The organism is Candidatus Neomarinimicrobiota bacterium (genome assembly GCA_021157965.1).
Taxonomy (GTDB): domain Bacteria; phylum Fidelibacterota; class Fidelibacteria; order Fidelibacterales; family Fidelibacteraceae; genus Fidelibacter.
Map to the genome: position 1 here is coordinate 215,433 of JAGGVO010000041.1, position 18,773 is coordinate 234,205.

An 18,773-nucleotide genomic window follows, 5' to 3' on the forward strand; every position below is an offset into this window, starting at 1 on the left:
CCATGCACGCCGGTCGACGCAAAGAAAAACGTGTTCACATCTACAATGAATCCGGTTTACGGCTTCCTCTTCGACATGAAGAAATTTCCGGAATCATTCTCACCCTGCTGAAAGCCTATCAGTTGTCTTCTTGTGATATCAACATCATATTTATGGCTGATGAACCGCTCAGAGATATGAAAAAAGAGTATTTTGATCAGGATGTCTTTACGGATATTATCAGTTTTACCATGGAATGTTGCGAAGATTATCTGGAAGGTGAGCTATATATTTCTCTGCCACGGATCCGGGAAAATGCGTCCCGGTACCATGTGAGTATCCGGCAGGAATGTGCCCGGATTCTGATTCACGGATATTTACACCTTATGGGATATGAAGACGGCAATCCCGAAGCCAGGGAACAGATGACCATACTGGAAAATCGTCATCTGGAGGAATGCGGCTATGCCTGATGACCTGCTCTTACGGAGTATTTTGTTTATCATCCTTTTGTTTTTTTCCGGTCTTTTCTCCAGCAGTGAAACGGCCATATTTTCTGTTAAGCGTTCCAAACTGGAAGAAAAAATGCGAGGCGGCCATCCTGAAGCCTTCCGGCTTCTTGCCCTTCTAAAATTCCCCAGAAAACTCCTCATCGCCATTCTTACCGGTAATACTTTTGTCAATATTGCCATGACTGTTATTTCGGCTTCAGTCGCCAGGGATATTGCCAATTACTATCAACTGTCTCCCATTCTATCTGTCCTGGTTCAGGTGTTTGCCGTAACACTGCTTATTCTCATCGTAGGGGAAATTCTTCCCAAAATTATTGCTGTCCGCAATGCCATCAGGCACAGTTTGCGCATGTCTTCATTTTTAACGGTTATTTATGCGCTTCTAAAACCCCTGACAGCCGTTTTTTACTGGATCACGGAACTCTTTGCCCGGATGTTTCATATTCAGGGGGAAGAGTTCATTGAAGATTCTGATGAATTATCCGCTCTTGTCAACCTGAGCGGAGAATCCGGGGCAATCCGGGAAAAGGAACGGGATATGATCCAGTCCCTCCTGAAATTGTCCGACACCCGGGTCCGGGAAATTATGATCCCTAGGCCCGATATCCATTCCATCGATATCAACCAGTCCCTGCCCGATATTATCCGGGAGGTGCGTGAATCAAAATTTTCCAGGCTGCCTGTTCATGGCGGTGATCTGGATCATATTATCGGTTTTATTTTTCTTAAGGATATTCTTCACTTAACAGATAAGGAAACCGGGAAGGCACATATAAAAAGTTTGCTGAGACCTCCGCTCTTTGTCCATGAGAATAAAAGTGTTGCTAAAATGCTCAGGGAATTCCAAACCAAAAAGACCAAACTTGCCATTGTTGTAGACGAATTTGGGGGGACAAGCGGCCTGGTGACCCTGGAAGATGTCGTGGAAGAGATTGTAGGAGAAATTCAGGACGAAATGGATGAAGAAAACCAGCTGATGATCCGACAAGACGGCGAAAGGGAGTATATTGTCGATGCTGCCCTGAACCTGGATGAACTGGAAGAGGAATTGGGACTTTCCTTTCCTGAAGAGAGGGATTATGATACCCTGGGCGGATTTGTAATGGATAAGCTGGGGAGGGTTCCTAAAAAGCAGGATCAGTTTGTTTTTCAAAATGTGCGTTATACGGTTGTCCTGATGCAACGGCGTCGGATCAAGGAGATCCGTCTGGAATTTTTACCGAAAGAATAAGGGCCTGGATGAAAGAATTTAGTGAGCTGGTGGAAATTATCAAGAAATTACGTTCACCGGAGGGGTGCCCCTGGGATCGTGAACAGACTCCGGATAGCCTCATCCCCTTTATGATTGAAGAGGTTTACGAAGTCATAGATGCCCTGGACCACCGAAATGACCGGGATTTGGTCAAAGAGCTGGGTGATGTTATGCTTCATGTGGTTTTCCAGGCGGTTTTGGCAGAAGAAGATAATCGCTTTACCGTCCGGGATGTTTTGCGTCATATTAACCATAAAATGATCAGTCGTCATCCACATGTCTTCTCGAACCGGATTTTTGATTCGGAAGAAGAAATCCACAGTTACTGGGAAAAAAAGAAAAAAACAGAGGGACGGAAAAGGTTGTTGGATGGGATACCCAACGAACTGCCCTCATTACATAAAGCCTATCGGGTGCAGTCTAAGGCCTCTATGGTGGGCTTCGATTGGGATAAAGTCCATGATGTGTGGGAAAAAATCCGTGAGGAAGTTCAAGAACTGGAGGAGGCTTCTCTGGACAAAAACCCGGAATCCATGGAAATGGAATTCGGGGATCTTCTTTTTTCTCTTGTCAATATCGGGCGTTTTCTGGGTATTAATGCCGATGAAGCCCTGAGGAAATCAACCGATAAATTTATTCGTCGTTTTCACCGTGTTGAAGCAATGGCTGAAGAAAATAATACAGACTTACGCTCTCTTTCTCTGGATGAATTGGAAACCTTGTGGCAGAAGGCGAAAAAAGAGGGAGAGAAAGAATGACGGTACGATGGGGAGACTGAGAGAGGGCACTGACCTGCACAAACCCACAAATCCTTTATAGTTTCGAAGCGACTTCTCTTGCCACTTCCAGTGATGTATTACTGCCTCCCATATCGTAGGTTTTCACTTTTCCTTCAGCAATCACAGCTGCGATGGCCTTTTCCAGGCCTTCAGCCATATCTTTTTCGCCAAGCCAATCCAACATCATTTTTGTTGTCAACAGCATGGCCATGGGGTTGACTTTATACTGCCCGTAATATTTCGGAGCGCTTCCGTGTGTCGGTTCGAAAACAGCGTAATTGTCTCCAATATTTCCGCTGGAAGCAAATCCGAGTCCGCCCACAAGCTGGGCCGAAAGGTCGCTGAGAATATCGCCGAACATGTTTTCAGCCACAAGGATTTCGTAATTTTCCGGGTTTTTTACAAGCCACATGCATTGGGCGTCGATATTGGTTTCCCAGAGTTCGATATCCGGATAATTTTTTGCCACCTCCCGGGCTGTCCTGATCATGAGTCCGCCTGTTTCCCTGAGTACATTGGGTTTGTCCACCACCGTAACTGCTTTTTTACCGAATTCCCGGGCATATTCAAAGGCTTGAGTCACGATATTCCGGCAGGCCTGACGGGTCATGATACGGGTTGATATAGCCATGTTTTCCAGACCGGCATCTTTAAATTTTTTCATTTTAGGATGATGTTTATCCAGCACATCGTATACTTCCCGGGGTACCGGATGGAACTCCACCCCTCCGTACATTCCCTCTGTATTTTCTCTGAAAATAGTGATATCAATGCCATCCCGGTAATTCAGGGGATTTCCGGGATAAGCCTTACAGGGTCGCATGTTCGTATGAAGGTTAAAGGTTTGACGCAGGCGCACAATGGGACTGAAATAAACATAGCCTTTGCCTTTCAGGGCAGGGTCCAGTTCGTCATCTGCTTCTTCCTTGGGTTTGGAAGTAATGGCTCCAAAAAGGGCACAATCTGTGGTTTTCAACATGTCAAGGGTCCGTTGCGGCAGCGGATCTCCCTCTTTTTTCCAGAATTCCCATCCAATATCCCCGTGAATATAATCGGCATCCAGTTTCAGCGTATCCAGCACAATGCGTGCTGCATCCATTACATCATTACCCACTCCGTCACCGGGAAGCCATCCAATACGGTATTTTGCCATAATCTCTCCTCAGTTTATTGTCTTTATCCTTTAACCAACTCGAAATCAATAAAATCGGCGTGATGAAAAATAATGGATTCGGGAGACCGTTTTTCACCGGCTCCTTCTTTTGAATGGGTGGCGATGACATGCATCACTGCTTCGGGAACTCCATGTTTGAAGGCCAATCCAACACCGCTGAAGGGATGGCGAAGGTAGCGGCCGTAATCGGATTTAATCACCTTACCGTTCAAGATTTCATATTCAAGCAATTTTCCCACATCAGCCAGAAGAGCACCGGCAATCAGAAAATCCCGGTTTACGGGCGTCCGACGTTCCTGGTGAATGGTTTTCAGGACATCTTCAGCCGCCATACACAGGTGACATACAGCCCTTACATGGTCAATAAAGGGTATGGTGACACCTTCGGCCAGCAGGGTAAAGGGAATTTTCATCAAAAGGTCACGGGTCCATCCGCGATAATCCGCGGCTTCCTGCCATACAGCTTCCACTTTTTGCCTGAGTGCTTCATCCCGGATTTCATTCAATTCGGGAAGCATAGCTTTGACGTCCAGCATTAAGGGTTCCTCCTTATTTTTTTTATAACATCAATCACCGTCCCGTCCACCCATTTAACGGCAGCAACCACTTCATCTTCGAATTCAGCCGGTTCAGGTACTCCGCACAAGGCTTCCGCTTCTGCCTTCAGTTCCTCAATGCTTTTCAGGGGCAACCCGCTGTTCTTTACTATTTCCAGAAGATCTGTCCGCAGAGGATTGATTGCGATGCCCCGCTCCGTTACAATGACATCAATCAGTTCACCGGGACCGCAAAGTGTTGTGACCTCATCCCGGATGATGGGTATCCGGTTTCTGAATAAAGGGACCGGCAGGATGGTACACCGTGCATTCAGACAGTTTTGCCAGCCACCGATGCCGTGTAGCAGAATGCCGTCGGAATGGGTCACGACGTTTCCGTTGAAATTGACGTCCACTTCCGTTGCCCCCAGGATCATGACATCCATCATGGTTGTATAAGTCCCTTTGCCGTGAAAATCATAGCAATGAAAAATGGAAATGTCCTGATGCTTGGGATTTTGCCGCATGGATTCCACGGCTGTCAGATCAAATGTCTGGGCATCCAGCATATATTCCAGGACCCCGTCTTCCAGCATTTTTACCGAATATTCCGTTGATCCGCCCACGGCAAAACGGGCCTTTATTCCCCGCTCTTTCAGTATTTTATGAAAATAGATACCGATGGCCAGGGATGTACCTCCGGCACCGGCCTGAAAGGAAAAGCCATCTTTAATCAGTCCGGCGGCATCACAAAATTTGGCGGTATATTCGGCGATGAGCAGACGGTCAGGACTCCGGGTGATCCGGGTGGTTCCTGATACAATTTGTTCCGGGATGCCGATTTTATCTATAACCACCACAAAATCCACATAATTCCCGGTGATTTGCATGGGGACACACGGAAAAGGCACCAGATTATCGGTTACAACAATGACCCTGTCTCCGTAAATCATGTCCGCAAGGGAATATCCCAATCCGCCACAGGCCGAAGGGCCGTAGAGTCCGTTGGCATTGCCAAAGGGATCGGCTGTGGGTGCGGCGATTACAGCGATATCAATTTTCACTTCGCCGTCCTGAATGGCCTGATACCGGCCTCCGTGGGAGCGAAGTACACCGACGCCTTTCATTTTTCCCTCGGAGCAGAAACGCCCCAGGGCTCCGTTCATGCTACCTTCGATGTGATGGATGGTCCCATCTTTTAGATATTCAATAATGGGCTCGTGGCAGGGAAAAGAGGCGGAAGGGAACCAGACTAAATCTTTGATGCCCAGTTCGGAAGCGGCTTTAAATACCTGATTTGCCACCAAATCTCCATTCCTTAAATGATGATGAGTGGAAATTACCATTCCGTCCCGGATTCCGGATTTAACCAAAGCATCCTTTAGATTTTCCACTTGCTTGTTACCATCCGGCGGGTAATCGAGGGATGTGCGGATGGGAGGTCCGTAGCGGTTTCCCGAGGGTCTGTGTTTGCCGATTCCTTTGAACGGGATGATTTTTTCCCCGTTAATTTCCGGGGGAATCCATCGCCCGGCGGCATTTTTAATCCAGTCCGCTTTATTTGCCATAAGTCTCTCTCCAGTTCTTCGGTATCCGGTTCAGAGTTTCTGCCAATTGAATGGTTTTCTGTGCCCGTTTGAGGACAGGAGCATCGATCATTTTGGATCCCAGGCTTATAACACCCAGTCCTTTTTTCTCAGCTTCTTCATACGCCATCACGATGGCCTGAGCCTTTTCCGTTTCGGAAGATGAAGGGGCAAAGGCATCATGGATTACGGGAATTTGCCGCGGATGGATACATCCCATACCGTCAAACCCCATTTTTTTTGATTCGAGGGCTGTCTTCATGAGGGCATCCATGTCCGATATATCGGAAAAAACGGAATCAATCGCCTGAACACCTGCAGCCCGGGCAGCCAGAACAAGCAAGGAACGGGCTACATAACTTTCATTTCCCTGATTCGTCCGCCGAGTGCCCAGATCTGCCGTCAGATCTTCCAGGCCGATAGCAAGAGCAACAACCGTATCGCACGCTTCGGCGATCTCTTTTGCTGCCAAAATACCCCGGGCTGATTCCAAAATCGGCATGAGATAGACAGGATATTCAAAACCCGATTCGGAACAAATTTCCTTAATTTTCAAATCGGTCCGGATAACATCTTCCCGTCTTTCACATTTTGGAATCAACACACAATTCACTTTTTCGGGAATCAGCATTTCCAGATCCTGAATTCCGGCAGGAAAGGGATTAATCCGAACCATCCGTTCCGCCTTGCCGAAATCGAGTTCATGAAGGGCATGACGGACCAGAATCCGGGCTTCGTCTTTCCGGGCAGGGGCGACGGAATCCTCCAGATCCAGTATGACTCCATCGGCGGCATAGAGTCCTGCATTGATCATCAGTTTGGGACTATTGCCCGGCAGATACAGGCGGGACCGCCGGAAACAATCCTTTTCCGAGGGACTGTATGCGCCGGAATGATCCGTTATATTGAAAGGCTTGCTGTCTGGAAAGGCTTTGCGGACAACTGCTTCAAGACGCGCCCTCAATGTGAACGGCAAGGCACCCTGATCTTCAATGGATAGATGGGCGTCAGGAATTCCGTAATATTCCATCATCTCCAGACAAAGATCACGTATGGATTTTCCGAACAAATCCCTGACTTTGCTCCGGATATCCAGGGTGATTCCACCGGATTCTTTCAATGTCAGGGTAACGAAACAGTCCCCCCGGGCCGAAGGACCTGCGTTGCCCGATGAAAAAAAGTCACTCAATGGTTTTCCTCCTGCTTATAATAGGCTTATAGAGCCATTCCAATCAGAAATGAAGGGCGTTTTCAAAGCTCACTAATTTTGTTTACGAATATATTTAAAAGCCGGCAAAGTTACAATCAAATCGGCTTAAAAAACTAATCGGTGACAAGAATTTTATCAGGGAAATAACACTCGACCTGAAATATTGGAATAAGGCTTAATGAATAGCTGTCGATAATGAATGTATTGTCTATGTTGATGGTGATTGGCAAATACAGTCTGGCTCCCAAAAAAGGCGTCAGATAAAAATGATATGAGCGGACATGAATTTGGTAAGCCCGTCCGAAAAGTAACGCAGCCTGACGGTCGTAAGGTGTTTGAAGACTCCAGTTGGCAGAAAAACGAACCAGGGTGTTGGGGAGCTGAAATACAGGCATTTTTCCCGAGGAGATGCCCTTCCGGTTAAAGGTGAATTTGACTATTTGGTCATCAAGCTCTCTGCCAATGAAAAGGAGCGAGAAGCGCTGGGTGAAAATTTCCTGAGCCAGTTCGGAAAAATATTCAATGTGTTTGTTTTCAAAACCGATTTCCATGCTGGGATAGGGAACGATATCTTTCCCTATACTCAGGAGATGGCTGAATGAAAAAAAGGTGCCCCGGACATTATATCCCTTGTCCTTTTGCCGTCGGATTTCTCCATAAAAAAGGCGTACGTGATAAGGGCGTTGTGCATTAGCGTATATATTCCAAAAATTCCAATATTTATAAACACCCATGTTATATAATTCGGGATCGGTACGGTAAACCAGGGGGCCGGCCAAGGTTTTGGGATAACCTCTAAGCTCTATCTGCAGCAGCTCGGCAAAGTGGGGCGTGGTCTGATATCCCAGTCCAATATTGGAAATATTATAGTAAAAATAAAGGTGATGATTCTCAACCACCAGTTCGGTCCGGTTGATGTCTGATGCCGTCAGAGGTGTGATTATGGCTGTAATGAGTAGTATGTATTTAATGAGTCGCATATTGAATCGGGGTGACTTTGATATTGACTGTATCGTTCTCTTATCCGAATTTCCATTTGTTTACCAACGGTAATGATATGACTCAGGGATTGCATTCCAAAGCGAATAACCCGTCCCTTTTCATCGTAAGTGTTAAAGATTTCAATTTCCATTTTTGAAATGCCTTCCGGCAGGGGATGGGGTTCAAGTACCATTTTAATGATTCCGTATGTTTTCGGATCTATCCAGGCCCTGCCCTGCATGAGTCCAGAGGTCCCGCCCCGGGGAATAAATTCCAGAAGGCGCATTTCCTTGTTGTTTAATGCTGTGCTTCCCAGATCCCGAATCATATAGTAGCTGTGAAAATTTTCATCATAAAATTCCGGAATGTTTTCCTGTGACATGAGTGTATCCGGTTTCAGAAGTGTGTCAACCGGCAAGTGATTGATCCTGAGCGCCTCATAAACCCGTACAATGGGCCGGTCCTTGTAGTGGTATTCTTTTCCCATGAAGGTCAGGTGGGTGTTTAAGGTATCTTCACGGATTATCTGTTCCCGCAGAAAAGTAAAATTGTAACAGCCCAGAGATTGGAGATCCTTGTCTCGTTTTATCCGGACATTTTCAAGAAACTGTTCAAATGCATGGACACGTTGGGGAAAAAGCCTGCCAGGAAAGATCATAAGGATAATCAGCAGGGGTATGATGATGTGTAATCTGGATTTCATCGTTCCACCAGGGCTGTGGTTTGACCTCCCGGGAGGATGAAAAGGGCTTTTTTGCTTTCACCCCGTATCTCCGGCGGTGAAATGATTCGGACCGGAGACGCCAGGATTTCATTCCATACACGGTCCATATCACTCACACGCATGACGATGGTGTCTGTTCCCGGGATTCCGGCTGTTATTATGAAGCCCTTGTTAAAAACATAACATGTCCTGTCCTTTGTTATTACGTGATCCAGCTTCTTTATGCGAAGAACTTCCTCGAAAAAAAAAGCATCGGCTTCAGGATCCTGTGAGGGAACGACCCATTCTCCGGACAGGATAAGGGGTTCTTCCGGCAGGTTCCGAATCAGCGTCGTGTTGAAAAACCAGATAATAACGGCAATCAGGATAAGAATTGCCGAAACACGTTGTATGGGGCTAATGCTCATGAAAAAAGACTTTTGCAGCTTTGGGAAAAACAAAGAGGTTCATCAGGTTCACACTCAGGTGTATACCCCATGGCATGACGAGACTTTGGCGGGTGACGATAAAATATGAGAGAATCAGGCTTGTAATAAATATCCATACTGTGGCACTTATTTGCTGAATGTTGGTATGGACGAAGGCAAAGATGGCGGACAGGAGTATTGCCGCCCACAACCAGTGAGTCCATACGGAGATCAGTGCCATAAAAAGGTAAGCCCGGAACAGAATCTCTTCCACCAATGAGGCGCTCAGGTTAATGGCAAAAGCCCAGCGGCGCTGGACAGGGGTTTGGGGGATGAGTTCGTCCTGCCGGGACAGGCGCTCGATGGGTGATTCACCTTTAATACGGCTGATAAGCCATTCCAGAAAAAGAAAAAGGAAGGAAAGAACTGCTCCGGCCAAAAGACCCAGGACCAAATCAGGGATCAGATTCTCCAGGGTAAATAATCCACCAACACGGGATAACCACCGGTATAAAGAATCGTATTTAAGGGGATTTATGGAATAGAAAAGCCAGACAATGGCCGGAATGGCAGCGGTAAAGAGCCATAAAAAAATCTGCTGATAGAATCCAATGGGACTCCACACCAATGAGGCAGAAATTTTAAGGTCATTCGGGTCCTTGTCCATATTTCCTTATCACAGGTTTACAGGGTTTTTTTGATTTCTTCCTCCCAGAAGGTGCGGGGACGGTAGCCGGTTACTTTGTTGACAATTCTGCCTTTTTTATCGATAACGAAGGTTGTGGGAATGCTTTGAAAATTGTCGTAATTCCTGACCACTTCCGGTGTAAACATAACTACGGGATATTGAATCCCCATGTTCTGAATGTATTTATCCACTGCTTCCCAGCCGGTCTGGTCAACTGAAACTCCCACGATCATAAGACCATCCTCTTTATACTGATCATACAAATCGATAAAATCGGGAATTTCGCGCTGGCAGGGTGGACACCAGGTGGCCCAGAAGTTCAAAATAATCATTTTTCCTTTATGATCGGACAAAATAAAGGTTTCCCCGTATCCGTTACGGAGTGTGAAATCCGGTGCATCTTTCAGGTTTTCTTTATTCTTATTGCATCCGGTCAGCATCATGGTCATGACCAGTATAGACATCACAAACAAGCTTTTTTTCATTTTACGTCTCCTGTTTTTCTTTTAACCTTTTTAACCATCACGTTTGTTTTTAGGCGGTTAAAAGAAAAAAAGTTACAACTTTCCGGACTTCAACCGGCCAACCAGAAATTCCAGACCTTCCAGGTAACTCTGTTCTTTTTTTCCGGAAAATGTGGCAAGGCATACATCACGAATCATGGACACCCGCCGAAAGGGATCACGCGAACTGATATCCGAAAGGTGAATTTCCACGACAGGGATTTTTATCAACTCAATGGCGTCCCGGATGGCAATGCTGGTATGGGTATACGCGGCAGGATTTATCAGGATGCCGTCCACATATTTTCGCTGCCGTTGTAAGAGCGTTACCAGATTTCCTTCATGGTTAGTCTGATAAAATTTGACATCTACATCCAGCTCCCGGGCCTTTTTACGGATGAGCGTGTTCAGTTTATCCAGGGTCAGACGGCCGTAGTGTTTCGGATCCCGGTGTCCCAGCAGATTCAAATTGGGGCCATGAAGTACAAGAATTTTTAGTTTTTTTTCAGATGGCTTTGACAAACTGAAGGTCCTTTACCCATTCAAGAGTTTCGTAAATAATGGATTTTGGGACATCATCCCGGATCACGGCATCGCCGATTTTTTGCAGAAGCACAAACTGGATTTTCCCGTTCCGAACTTTTTTATCGTGCGTCATGGCTTCGTACATCCGGTCGGTATCGTATTTTTTCAGGGATCCGGGGACAGGTATCCGCAGGAGATGCTGAATATATTGTTGAGAGACATCCGCCGGAAGGAGGCCCATGTCGGTGCTGAGTTTTAAGGCGGCACACATACCGATAATGACAGCCTCGCCGTGGGTGTACGTTCCGTAGCCTGCCGTATGTTCCACGGCGTGGCCAATGGTGTGGCCGAAATTCAGTACCATCCGCAAATTGCTTTCATGTTCATCGGCTGATACAATGAAGGACTTGATCTCAATAGCCCGGATAATGGCCGCATTCACATGATCCAGGTTTTTCAGGGTTAGAATCTCGGAAAAATTTTCCAGGAGGAACTGTGTAAAAATACGGTCCCTGATAAACCCATATTTAATTACTTCTCCAAAACCGGAAACCCTCTGGCGGAATTCCAGGGTTTTAAGAACCGTCGGATCGACAATCACAATTTTCGGCTGATAGATGGCTCCAATCAGGTTTTTCCCCCGGGCATGATTGATGCCCACCTTCCCGCCAATGGAAGAATCCACCTGGGCCAGAAGGGTTGTAGGGATCTGTACCAGATTCATACCCCGGTATATGGTGGCTGCCAGAAAACCTGCCGTATCCCCTACGACGCCACCTCCCAGGGCGATGACTGTGGATCCCCGGTCCATCTTTAAATCCAGCATGGTATCATACAGATACTGTACCGTTTTCAGGTTTTTGTTGGCTTCCCCGCTGGGCATGAGAATATAGCAAACCTGAAAGCCCTCTTGTTTCAGCGATTTTTCCACCACATTCTTATAAAGGGCTGATACATGCTGACTGGATACAAGTACCACACGAGAGCTGATATTCAATTTTTTCAGTATGCTTCCCACAGTGGGAAGGCTCTCGTTTTTTACGTAGATGGGATAACTGCGTTCGTGAAGGTCTACTCGTATTTTATGCATTTTTTTTATCTAACTTTTCAAGAATTTCCCGAACGATGTCACGGATGCTTCTTCCGTCGGTTTGAATATAATAATTCGCTTGTTTATAAACAAAAGTTCGTTTGTCCAGAATTTGCTGAATGTGAGCCGGCTGGAGAGGTTGAGGTAACAGAGGCCTGTTTTCACTCATTTTTACACGCTCCAGGATAGTTTGGGGTTCCGCCTGCAGCCAGATGACCACTCCCGTGGACTTCATCCATTCCCGGTTTCTTTCGTCCAGAGGAAATCCACCGCCGGTGGCAATGACCATATCAGAGGTATTGGGAAGAGGATCATGTTTTATGTCTCTTTCCAGTTTCCGGAAAGCCTCTTCACCTTCTGTCCGGAATATTTCCGGAATGCTCTTCCCTGTCTTTTTTTCCAGATAATGGTCCAGATCCAAAAAGGTGCATTTGAGTGATTTTGCCAGAGCCTGGCCCACTTCGGTCTTGCCGGTTCCCATCATACCTGTCAGGAAGATGATCATTGGAATGCTTCCCGGTGTTTCAGGGTTTCTTCCCAGCTGTCTCCGCCGAATTTCATGAGAAAAGCCTCAAGAAGGGGAATAGCCGTGACATTTTCGGCTACGACGGAGGCTGCCGGGACGGCACAACTGTCTGTCCGTTCTTTATGAGCAGATGTCTGCTTTCCTGTTTTCAAATCCACGCTGGCCAGAGGTTTGGAGAGGGTGGGGATGGGTTTCATGACGGCGGAGAAAATCAGGTCGCAGCCGTTGCTCATCCCTCCTTCAATCCCGCCGCTATGATTGGTGCTCCGGTAAATTTTCCCCTCTTTTATTTCAAGGGGGTCGTGGACACGGCTTCCCGGGAGTTCAGCTGCTTTAAATCCCAGGCCGAATTCAATCCCGCGGATGGCGGGAATCCCAAGGATTTGAGCGGCAATCATGGATGTCAGGCGCTCGTTCCATTGGGTATAACTCCCAAGACCTACAGGCAGATTCCGAACGGCGACACGGAACAGGCCTCCCAGGGAATCACCCTCTTTCCGGGCAGTGTCAATAGCTTTTATCATCAATTTTTCCGTCTTGGAATCCGGACAACGTACGGGAGATTTATCTGCCTGAATCCAGTCTGCCACAGGAGGCATGTGTTCTGGATCCACTCCTGCCGGACCGATCCGTGTGACAATAGAGTAAAGAGAGATGCCGGCATTTTCAAGAAACTGGCGGCATACGGCCCCGGCCAGAGTTCGGACTGCAGTTTCGCGGGCACTGGCTCGCTCCAGAATATTCCGAAGATCGTCGGTTTTATACTTCAGCATGCCGGCGTAATCGGCATGACCGGGCCGGGGGACTGAAATTTTTTCCGACAAATCTGCCCGGACCGGGTCCATCGTTTTCTTCCAGTTTTCAAAATCCCGATTCCGGATGATACAGGCGAGGGGACTTCCAAGAGTCATGCTGTTTCGCAGTCCGGAAAGAATTTCCACCCGATCCGTCTCAATTCTCATCCGGCCACCCCGTCCGTAACCCTTCTGACGGCGACTCAGCTGTCGATTGATTTCATCCACATCTAAGCGGAATCCCGATGGGAGACCGTGGATGATAACGCTGAGTGCCGGACCGTGACTTTCACCGGCCGTGATACATTGGATTCGTTTCATGATGACATCCCCGTTTGTTTTATGATCGCCAGGCGGAGAGACTCCCGGTTGATTTTTTTCACGATGCCGGGCTCTTTTCGCCAAATGGCCTGGCTGTCAAGCGCTTGTTCAATGAGAAGTCCCAGACCATCTGCCGTTTCAATGCCATAATGCCGGAAATAACGTTGGAAATGGGTAGGCAAAGGTGCGTAATTCAAATCAAGAAAGCTGTCCCCGGCCCTGGGGATTACCTGAAAAACCGCCGGAATTTCCGGATGGTTGACCGATCCTGCAGGTGTTGCATTGATCCAAAGTGTAGATCCGGAATAGACCTCCTTTTCTGAATAGGGCAGAAGGTTGAATCGTGCGCAGAATTTCCGGATTGTTTCAGGAGATCTTCCGGCAATATAAATAGCATGAATACCCTGTGATTTCAGGGCGTTGACTACCGCCGGGGCCACACCACCGTATCCAAAGAGAACATAGCGGTTAAATGAGGTGTAACCCTCAGCCTTCAGGATCCGGACCATCCCCGTCATGTCCGTGTTCCATGCCTGGATTTCTGAATCGGAAAAATACAGCGTATTTGCCGAGCCGCATTGTTTTGCACTGATATCCTGCTGCCGGGCAAAGGGGAGGACATCTTTTTTGTAGGGGATAGTTATGTTGACTCCTGTATATCCCTCCTGTTGCAGGCGGGACAGGGTTTTTTCCAGATCGGACGGTGGAATATCAAACCGTTCATATTGAAGTGAAAGTAAACCGGTTTTTTTCCCAATAAGGGTGTGAAGGTATGGGCTGATGGAGTAGGCAATATGATGTCCGATAATCCCCAGTTTCATAATTTACTGCCGGATTTTTTCAAGTGTGCTGAAGAAATCCGGATAGCTGATATCCACAACCGAGTAATCTTCGATAATCACGGGGTCTGAAGCAATCAACCCGGCAATGGCCATGGTCATGGCGATCCGGTGGTCCATATAGGCATTAACGATGCCGCCGTGAAGGGGCGTGGAACCGTGGATTGTCATACCGTCCTCGTGTTCTTCAATCTCGGCACCCAGGGTTTTCAGACATGCAACGGTTGTGGCGATGCGGTCACTCTCTTTCACACGGAGTTCCCGGGCACCGCGAACGCGCGTGATTCCCTTTGCCTGAGTGGCGATGAGCGCCAGTATGGGAATTTCATCAATGAGGTCGGGAATATTTCTGGATGTCACGGAAAATCCCTGGAGTTCTGAACTTTTTACAACAATATCTCCATAGGGTTCATGACTTCTTTTTTCTTCACTGCAGTGAATATCGGCACCGGCATTTTGCAGAAGCCTGATATATGCAATGCGCGTGGGATTCAGGCTGACATTGTTCAGGACAATGCGGCTTTTAGGAAGTAAAAGTGCCGCTGCCACCCAAAATGCAGCTGAGGAAGGATCAGCGGGCACATTATATTCAAATCCGGGAATCGGCCGTTTCAGGGTATGGACCATCCACGTGTTTTTCTTTTTGAATATGGGAATGCCCAGCATTTTCATCATCCGCTCGGTATGATCCCTGCACCGGACCGGTTCAGTCACATGGGTTTTACCCTCTGCCAGGAGTCCGGCCAGCAGGATGGCGGATTTGACCTGTGCACTGGCCACAGGCAGGGTGTAGCGGATTCCTTTGAGTTTCGAGGGAAAAATATTTAAAGGCAGATGACCATCCGTACTGTCAAAGACGGCATTCATTTTTGACAGGGGCTCAATTATCCGTCCCATGGGCCGGCGGGAGAGAGATTCGTCACCGTAGAGAACCGATTCAAAGGACTGTCCTGCCAGAAGTCCGGCAAGAAGGCGGGTTGTGGTTCCGGAGTTCCCGCAATTAAAGGCGGTTTTATCCTCTCCGGACCAGCCATGAAGCCCCGGGCTCTTTACATTGACGGTATAGCGGCCCAATTGAAAATGAACTCCTACTTTTTGCAGGCATGCTATGGTTGAAAGGACATCCACACCTTTATTCAGATAGCGGATTTTGGATTTTCCTTTGGCAATGGCGGCAAAAATCAAGGCCCGGTGACTGATGGATTTGTCCCCCGGAAGCGAGATTTTTCCCCGGACCCGTTCAGCGGGTATTATTTTGCAGGTGTTTTTAATCATCCATGATAACGGAAATAAAATCCGTGATATTGTAATCCAAATCCTGAATACCGGAACGGATTAGTTTCAAATTATGCAATTTTACACAAGTTTCGGGGGCAATCACAAAGGCATTTTGTGGAATATCTCCCCGTGACAGCATCGCGGCGGCTGCGGCGGTGTCCCGTTCTTCCACCTGAGGGATGTCAGGATAGTGGGTACTCAGATAGCTTTTGCACTGACGCAGGGCCTGAAGGTGTGAATGTATTGATGCCGGCTTTCCCTCAAAATCCGGCCGGGATAAAAGGCACTGTTTGACCAGAAAGGGGAAATGACCTGAAATTTTGCAGCGGGTCCCGGCGAGATGGGTCAGGGTTTCCTGAACTACACCGCCTACGGCATTCTGTATAGGCAGCAAACCGATGTCAATGCGTCCCAGTTCAAGATGCTCCAGCACATTTTCCGCCGATGTCAGGCAAAGCACTTCCCCGTTCACAAGCTGACGATCCCGGATATACTGTAAAGCCGCCTCATGGGAAAAACTTCCCTCATCACCCATGGCACCGACACGGACCTTTTCTTTCCGGATGTTGAAGGACTCCTTTCGTATCAGAGACGCCACTGTATGGGTCGCTTTCATGAAAGCTCTGAACATTTCCGAGGAATGTTCATTGTACATAAGCATATCTCTGAAAAGCTGTGACGTGTCATGGCTGCAAAAGGTCTCTACTGCCCGGAGCATGCCGTATCCCTTGGTAGGTGTTTTAGACTCGGGCAAATTCAGGGTCAGAAGAATATTTCCTATAAAATGGGTGAGGCCCTGGGACTCGGCAATGTGTTTGTCATGTTCATCAGGACTTAAAATCCGGGTAAAAAAATGCCATTCCTGAAAAGTATCCCGCCATGTTTCGGCCAGTTGGGGGTATTGACCGGAAGGTGTGAGGATAATCAGGTTGACCCGGTTTTCCGCATAGCTGTCCGGACCAAAAAGAGGGTGAATCCCCAGATGGGGGATATGGGGAATGATCTCATCCATCCACCGTACAGGATAAGCCTTCACCGATCCTGTATCAATGACTATAGATGTTGAATTGATTTTGTCCCGGTTTTCATGAAGAAAGGCCGGAATGGCCGATATGGGGATGCAGAGAAAAATCACCTCTTTTTGAAGTGCCTCATCCAGGGACACCTGTCTGATTTTCTTTTCAGGGGTTACGGAATTTATGTCGTAGACAGATACTGTCCCGTACCGGGCAAGGATAGAGGCAAAAACCCGGCCGAAACGGCCGTAACCGATGATAGCAAATTCACGGGATTTCATTTTTTCAGCAATCCCCGCCCGATCACCTGACTGATGATATGGAGCTCTTTCATAAGATGGTTGAATTGTTTGGGGTAGAGGGATTGAGGCCCGTCAGAGAGAGCATTGATGGGATCGTCATGAACTTCCACCATGATGCCGTCCGCTCCGGCGGCTACGGCAGCCCGGGCCATGGGAACCACAAGCTCCCGGTTTCCCATGGCATGGCTTGGATCCACAATGATGGGTAAATGGGACAATTTTTTCACTACGGGGACTGAAGAGAGGTCCAGGGTAAAACGGGTGGAATTTTCAAATGTCCGGATCCCGCGTTCACATAAAATCACCTTTGAATTTCCGCCGTTCACAATATATTCGGCGGCATTCAGCCACTCTTCCACTGTGGCGGAGATGCCCCGTTTGAGGATCACCGGCTTGTCTACAGTCCCCAGGGCTTTGAGAAGGCTGTAATTCTGCATATTCCGGGCACCGACCTGAAGGGCATCCACATATTTGCAAAACAGGTCGATATCCGATATGGCCATCACTTCGGAAACACAGGGGATCCCCGATGCAAAGGCCGCATCCTGCAGGTATTTCAGTCCCTCTTCTCCCAGTCCCTGAAAGGTATAGGGGGATGACCGGGGTTTGTATGCACCGCCCCGGAGTACATGAGCACCGTAACGTTTGATTTCCCGGGAGAGCTTGTGAACCATCTTTTCATTTTCCACGGAGCAGGGACCGGCGATGACGGCGATTTCTTTGCCCCCGAAGGGGACTTTCCCCACATGGACAATGGTGTTTGACGGCTTAAATGTCCGGGAACACTGTTTATAACTTTCTGATATCCGGATGACTTTGTTAACACCGTCAAACCCTTTGATTTTTTCGATGTCAACCCGGGAAATATCTCCGATAATCCCAAGGATCATGTGATCTTCACCCCGGGATTTATGTATTTTCAGATCTAGTTTGTGCAGGTGCTCGGAAATCTGTTCGATTTGGGCGTCCTTTGCGCCCTGATTCATTACAATAATCATGATGAATGCTCCTTGTTCTCATTCGTATCTCTGGCACCCTCTTGTCCGGCCTTACGTCCAAGGGCAATGATCTGCGTGAACAAGGCTTTCAGGTCCGCTGGTTTTAAAAAGCGGGATTGAACGCCCTCCAGGGAGTGATAAATTTCCTCTTCACGTCCCGGAACCGTCACAGGTTGTCCTGTTTTCCCCTTCTCCCTCCCGATCTGGTAGGCCAGTTCCATCCTTTTGGTTAAAAGTTCGACCAAAGATTTGTCGATACTGTCAATTTGGCTCCGGAGAGATTGTATGATTGTTTCATCCATGGGAAGAATTTATTCTCCTATAATTTTAACCAAAACCCGTTTGGGCCTGCGCCCGTCAAATTCACCATAGAAGATCTGTTCCCAGGGACCAAAATCAAGGCGGCCTTTTGTGACGGCCACAACGACTTCACGTCCCATGATTTGCCGCTTGTGGTGAGCATCTCCGTTATCTTCCCCGGTCCTGTTGTGAGCATACAGATCTGTTCCCGGATCAAAGGGCGCCAGTTTTTCCAACCAGCGTTTATAATCCTGGTGAAGACCCGGCTCGTCGTCATTAATGAAAACAGAGGCGGTAATGTGCATGGCATTGACAAGACACAATCCTTCCTTTATGCCCGATTCACGAACCAGATCTTCCACATGGCCGGTGATATTTACAAAATCCATCCTCGCGGGAATGTTAAATGTAAGGTGTTTTGTCAGTGATTTCATAAGACCCCCTTTAACTTGA

General features: G+C 47.7%; 22 protein-coding genes. 3 read left to right on the forward strand and 19 right to left on the reverse strand.

The annotated features are described in order from the left end of the window. The first annotated feature begins 2 nt into the window (after positions 1-2). The 3 genes from ybeY to mazG are packed head-to-tail and all read left to right on the forward strand — an operon-like array spanning position 3 to position 2,501. Positions 3-452, forward strand: coding sequence for an rRNA maturation RNase YbeY (ybeY, locus tag J7K63_06160; protein ID MCD6234601.1), 450 nt, complete (start codon positions 3-5; stop codon positions 450-452). Beyond that, positions 445-1,722, forward strand: a complete 1,278-nt coding sequence (locus J7K63_06165; protein ID MCD6234602.1) for an HlyC/CorC family transporter — start codon at positions 445-447, stop codon at positions 1,720-1,722. Before ybeY ends, J7K63_06165 begins: the two co-directional genes overlap by 8 nt. An 8-nt stretch (positions 1,723-1,730) precedes the next feature. Continuing rightward, on the forward strand, positions 1,731-2,501 hold the full coding sequence (gene mazG / locus J7K63_06170; GenBank protein ID MCD6234603.1) for a nucleoside triphosphate pyrophosphohydrolase: 771 nt from the start codon (positions 1,731-1,733) through the stop codon (positions 2,499-2,501). Positions 2,502-2,556: 55 nt separating this feature from the next. Here the strand turns inward: mazG and J7K63_06175 are convergent, their stop codons facing one another. The 19 genes from J7K63_06175 to J7K63_06265 all read right to left on the reverse strand — a co-directional run bounded on the left by J7K63_06175 (position 2,557) and on the right by J7K63_06265 (position 18,754). After that, positions 2,557-3,675: an isocitrate/isopropylmalate dehydrogenase family protein gene (locus J7K63_06175; protein MCD6234604.1), complete on the reverse strand. Its 1,119-nt coding sequence runs from the start codon at positions 3,673-3,675 to the stop codon at positions 2,557-2,559. Between the two features lie 23 nt (positions 3,676-3,698). Beyond that, entirely contained in the window at positions 3,699-4,229 is a 531-nt protein-coding gene (locus J7K63_06180; GenBank protein ID MCD6234605.1) for an HD domain-containing protein, read from the reverse strand. A gap of 2 nt (positions 4,230-4,231) precedes the next feature. Continuing rightward, entirely contained in the window at positions 4,232-5,800 is a 1,569-nt protein-coding gene (gene citF / locus J7K63_06185; protein MCD6234606.1) for a citrate lyase subunit alpha, read from the reverse strand. Further along, on the reverse strand, positions 5,790-7,007 hold the full coding sequence (locus tag J7K63_06190) for an HpcH/HpaI aldolase/citrate lyase family protein (protein MCD6234607.1): 1,218 nt from the start codon (positions 7,005-7,007) through the stop codon (positions 5,790-5,792). The genes citF and J7K63_06190 overlap by 11 nt, the downstream gene beginning before the upstream one ends. Positions 7,008-7,141: 134 nt before the next feature. Then, positions 7,142-8,008 (reverse strand): hypothetical protein, encoded by an 867-nt coding sequence (locus tag J7K63_06195; GenBank protein MCD6234608.1) that lies wholly within the window; start codon positions 8,006-8,008, stop codon positions 7,142-7,144. Continuing rightward, the gene (locus tag J7K63_06200) at positions 7,969-8,712 is read right to left on the reverse strand and encodes a hypothetical protein (GenBank protein ID MCD6234609.1); all 744 of its coding nucleotides are present in this window, start codon (positions 8,710-8,712) and stop codon (positions 7,969-7,971) included. The genes J7K63_06195 and J7K63_06200 overlap by 40 nt, the downstream gene beginning before the upstream one ends. Continuing rightward, positions 8,709-9,140, reverse strand: coding sequence for a hypothetical protein (locus J7K63_06205; protein MCD6234610.1), 432 nt, complete (start codon positions 9,138-9,140; stop codon positions 8,709-8,711). The genes J7K63_06200 and J7K63_06205 overlap by 4 nt, the downstream gene beginning before the upstream one ends. Further along, the gene (locus J7K63_06210; GenBank protein ID MCD6234611.1) at positions 9,130-9,807 is read right to left on the reverse strand and encodes a CPBP family intramembrane metalloprotease; all 678 of its coding nucleotides are present in this window, start codon (positions 9,805-9,807) and stop codon (positions 9,130-9,132) included. The genes J7K63_06205 and J7K63_06210 overlap by 11 nt, the downstream gene beginning before the upstream one ends. A 17-nt stretch (positions 9,808-9,824) precedes the next feature. Further along, positions 9,825-10,313 (reverse strand): TlpA family protein disulfide reductase, encoded by a 489-nt coding sequence (locus J7K63_06215; GenBank protein ID MCD6234612.1) that lies wholly within the window; start codon positions 10,311-10,313, stop codon positions 9,825-9,827. Between the two features lie 72 nt (positions 10,314-10,385). Continuing rightward, positions 10,386-10,853, reverse strand: coding sequence for a 3-dehydroquinate dehydratase (locus tag J7K63_06220; GenBank protein MCD6234613.1), 468 nt, complete (start codon positions 10,851-10,853; stop codon positions 10,386-10,388). Further along, positions 10,837-11,946, reverse strand: coding sequence for a 3-dehydroquinate synthase (gene aroB, locus J7K63_06225; protein ID MCD6234614.1), 1,110 nt, complete (start codon positions 11,944-11,946; stop codon positions 10,837-10,839). Before aroB ends, J7K63_06220 begins: the two co-directional genes overlap by 17 nt. Beyond that, complete coding sequence (locus J7K63_06230; protein ID MCD6234615.1) at positions 11,939-12,451, reverse strand: shikimate kinase; 513 nt, start codon at positions 12,449-12,451, stop codon at positions 11,939-11,941. The genes aroB and J7K63_06230 overlap by 8 nt, the downstream gene beginning before the upstream one ends. Continuing rightward, complete coding sequence (aroC, locus tag J7K63_06235; protein MCD6234616.1) at positions 12,448-13,578, reverse strand: chorismate synthase; 1,131 nt, start codon at positions 13,576-13,578, stop codon at positions 12,448-12,450. The genes J7K63_06230 and aroC overlap by 4 nt, the downstream gene beginning before the upstream one ends. Positions 13,579-13,583: 5 nt before the next feature. Continuing rightward, on the reverse strand, positions 13,584-14,408 hold the full coding sequence (locus J7K63_06240; GenBank protein MCD6234617.1) for a hypothetical protein: 825 nt from the start codon (positions 14,406-14,408) through the stop codon (positions 13,584-13,586). Positions 14,409-14,411: 3 nt separating this feature from the next. Further along, complete coding sequence (gene aroA / locus J7K63_06245) at positions 14,412-15,701, reverse strand: 3-phosphoshikimate 1-carboxyvinyltransferase (protein ID MCD6234618.1); 1,290 nt, start codon at positions 15,699-15,701, stop codon at positions 14,412-14,414. Beyond that, on the reverse strand, positions 15,694-17,001 hold the full coding sequence (locus tag J7K63_06250; protein MCD6234619.1) for a prephenate dehydrogenase/arogenate dehydrogenase family protein: 1,308 nt from the start codon (positions 16,999-17,001) through the stop codon (positions 15,694-15,696). The genes aroA and J7K63_06250 overlap by 8 nt, the downstream gene beginning before the upstream one ends. Further along, entirely contained in the window at positions 16,998-18,020 is a 1,023-nt protein-coding gene (gene aroF / locus J7K63_06255) for a 3-deoxy-7-phosphoheptulonate synthase (protein MCD6234620.1), read from the reverse strand. Before aroF ends, J7K63_06250 begins: the two co-directional genes overlap by 4 nt. Then, positions 18,017-18,322, reverse strand: coding sequence for a chorismate mutase (locus J7K63_06260; protein MCD6234621.1), 306 nt, complete (start codon positions 18,320-18,322; stop codon positions 18,017-18,019). Before J7K63_06260 ends, aroF begins: the two co-directional genes overlap by 4 nt. A 9-nt stretch (positions 18,323-18,331) precedes the next feature. After that, complete coding sequence (locus tag J7K63_06265) at positions 18,332-18,754, reverse strand: YjbQ family protein (protein MCD6234622.1); 423 nt, start codon at positions 18,752-18,754, stop codon at positions 18,332-18,334. Positions 18,755-18,773: the final 19 nt, after the last annotated feature.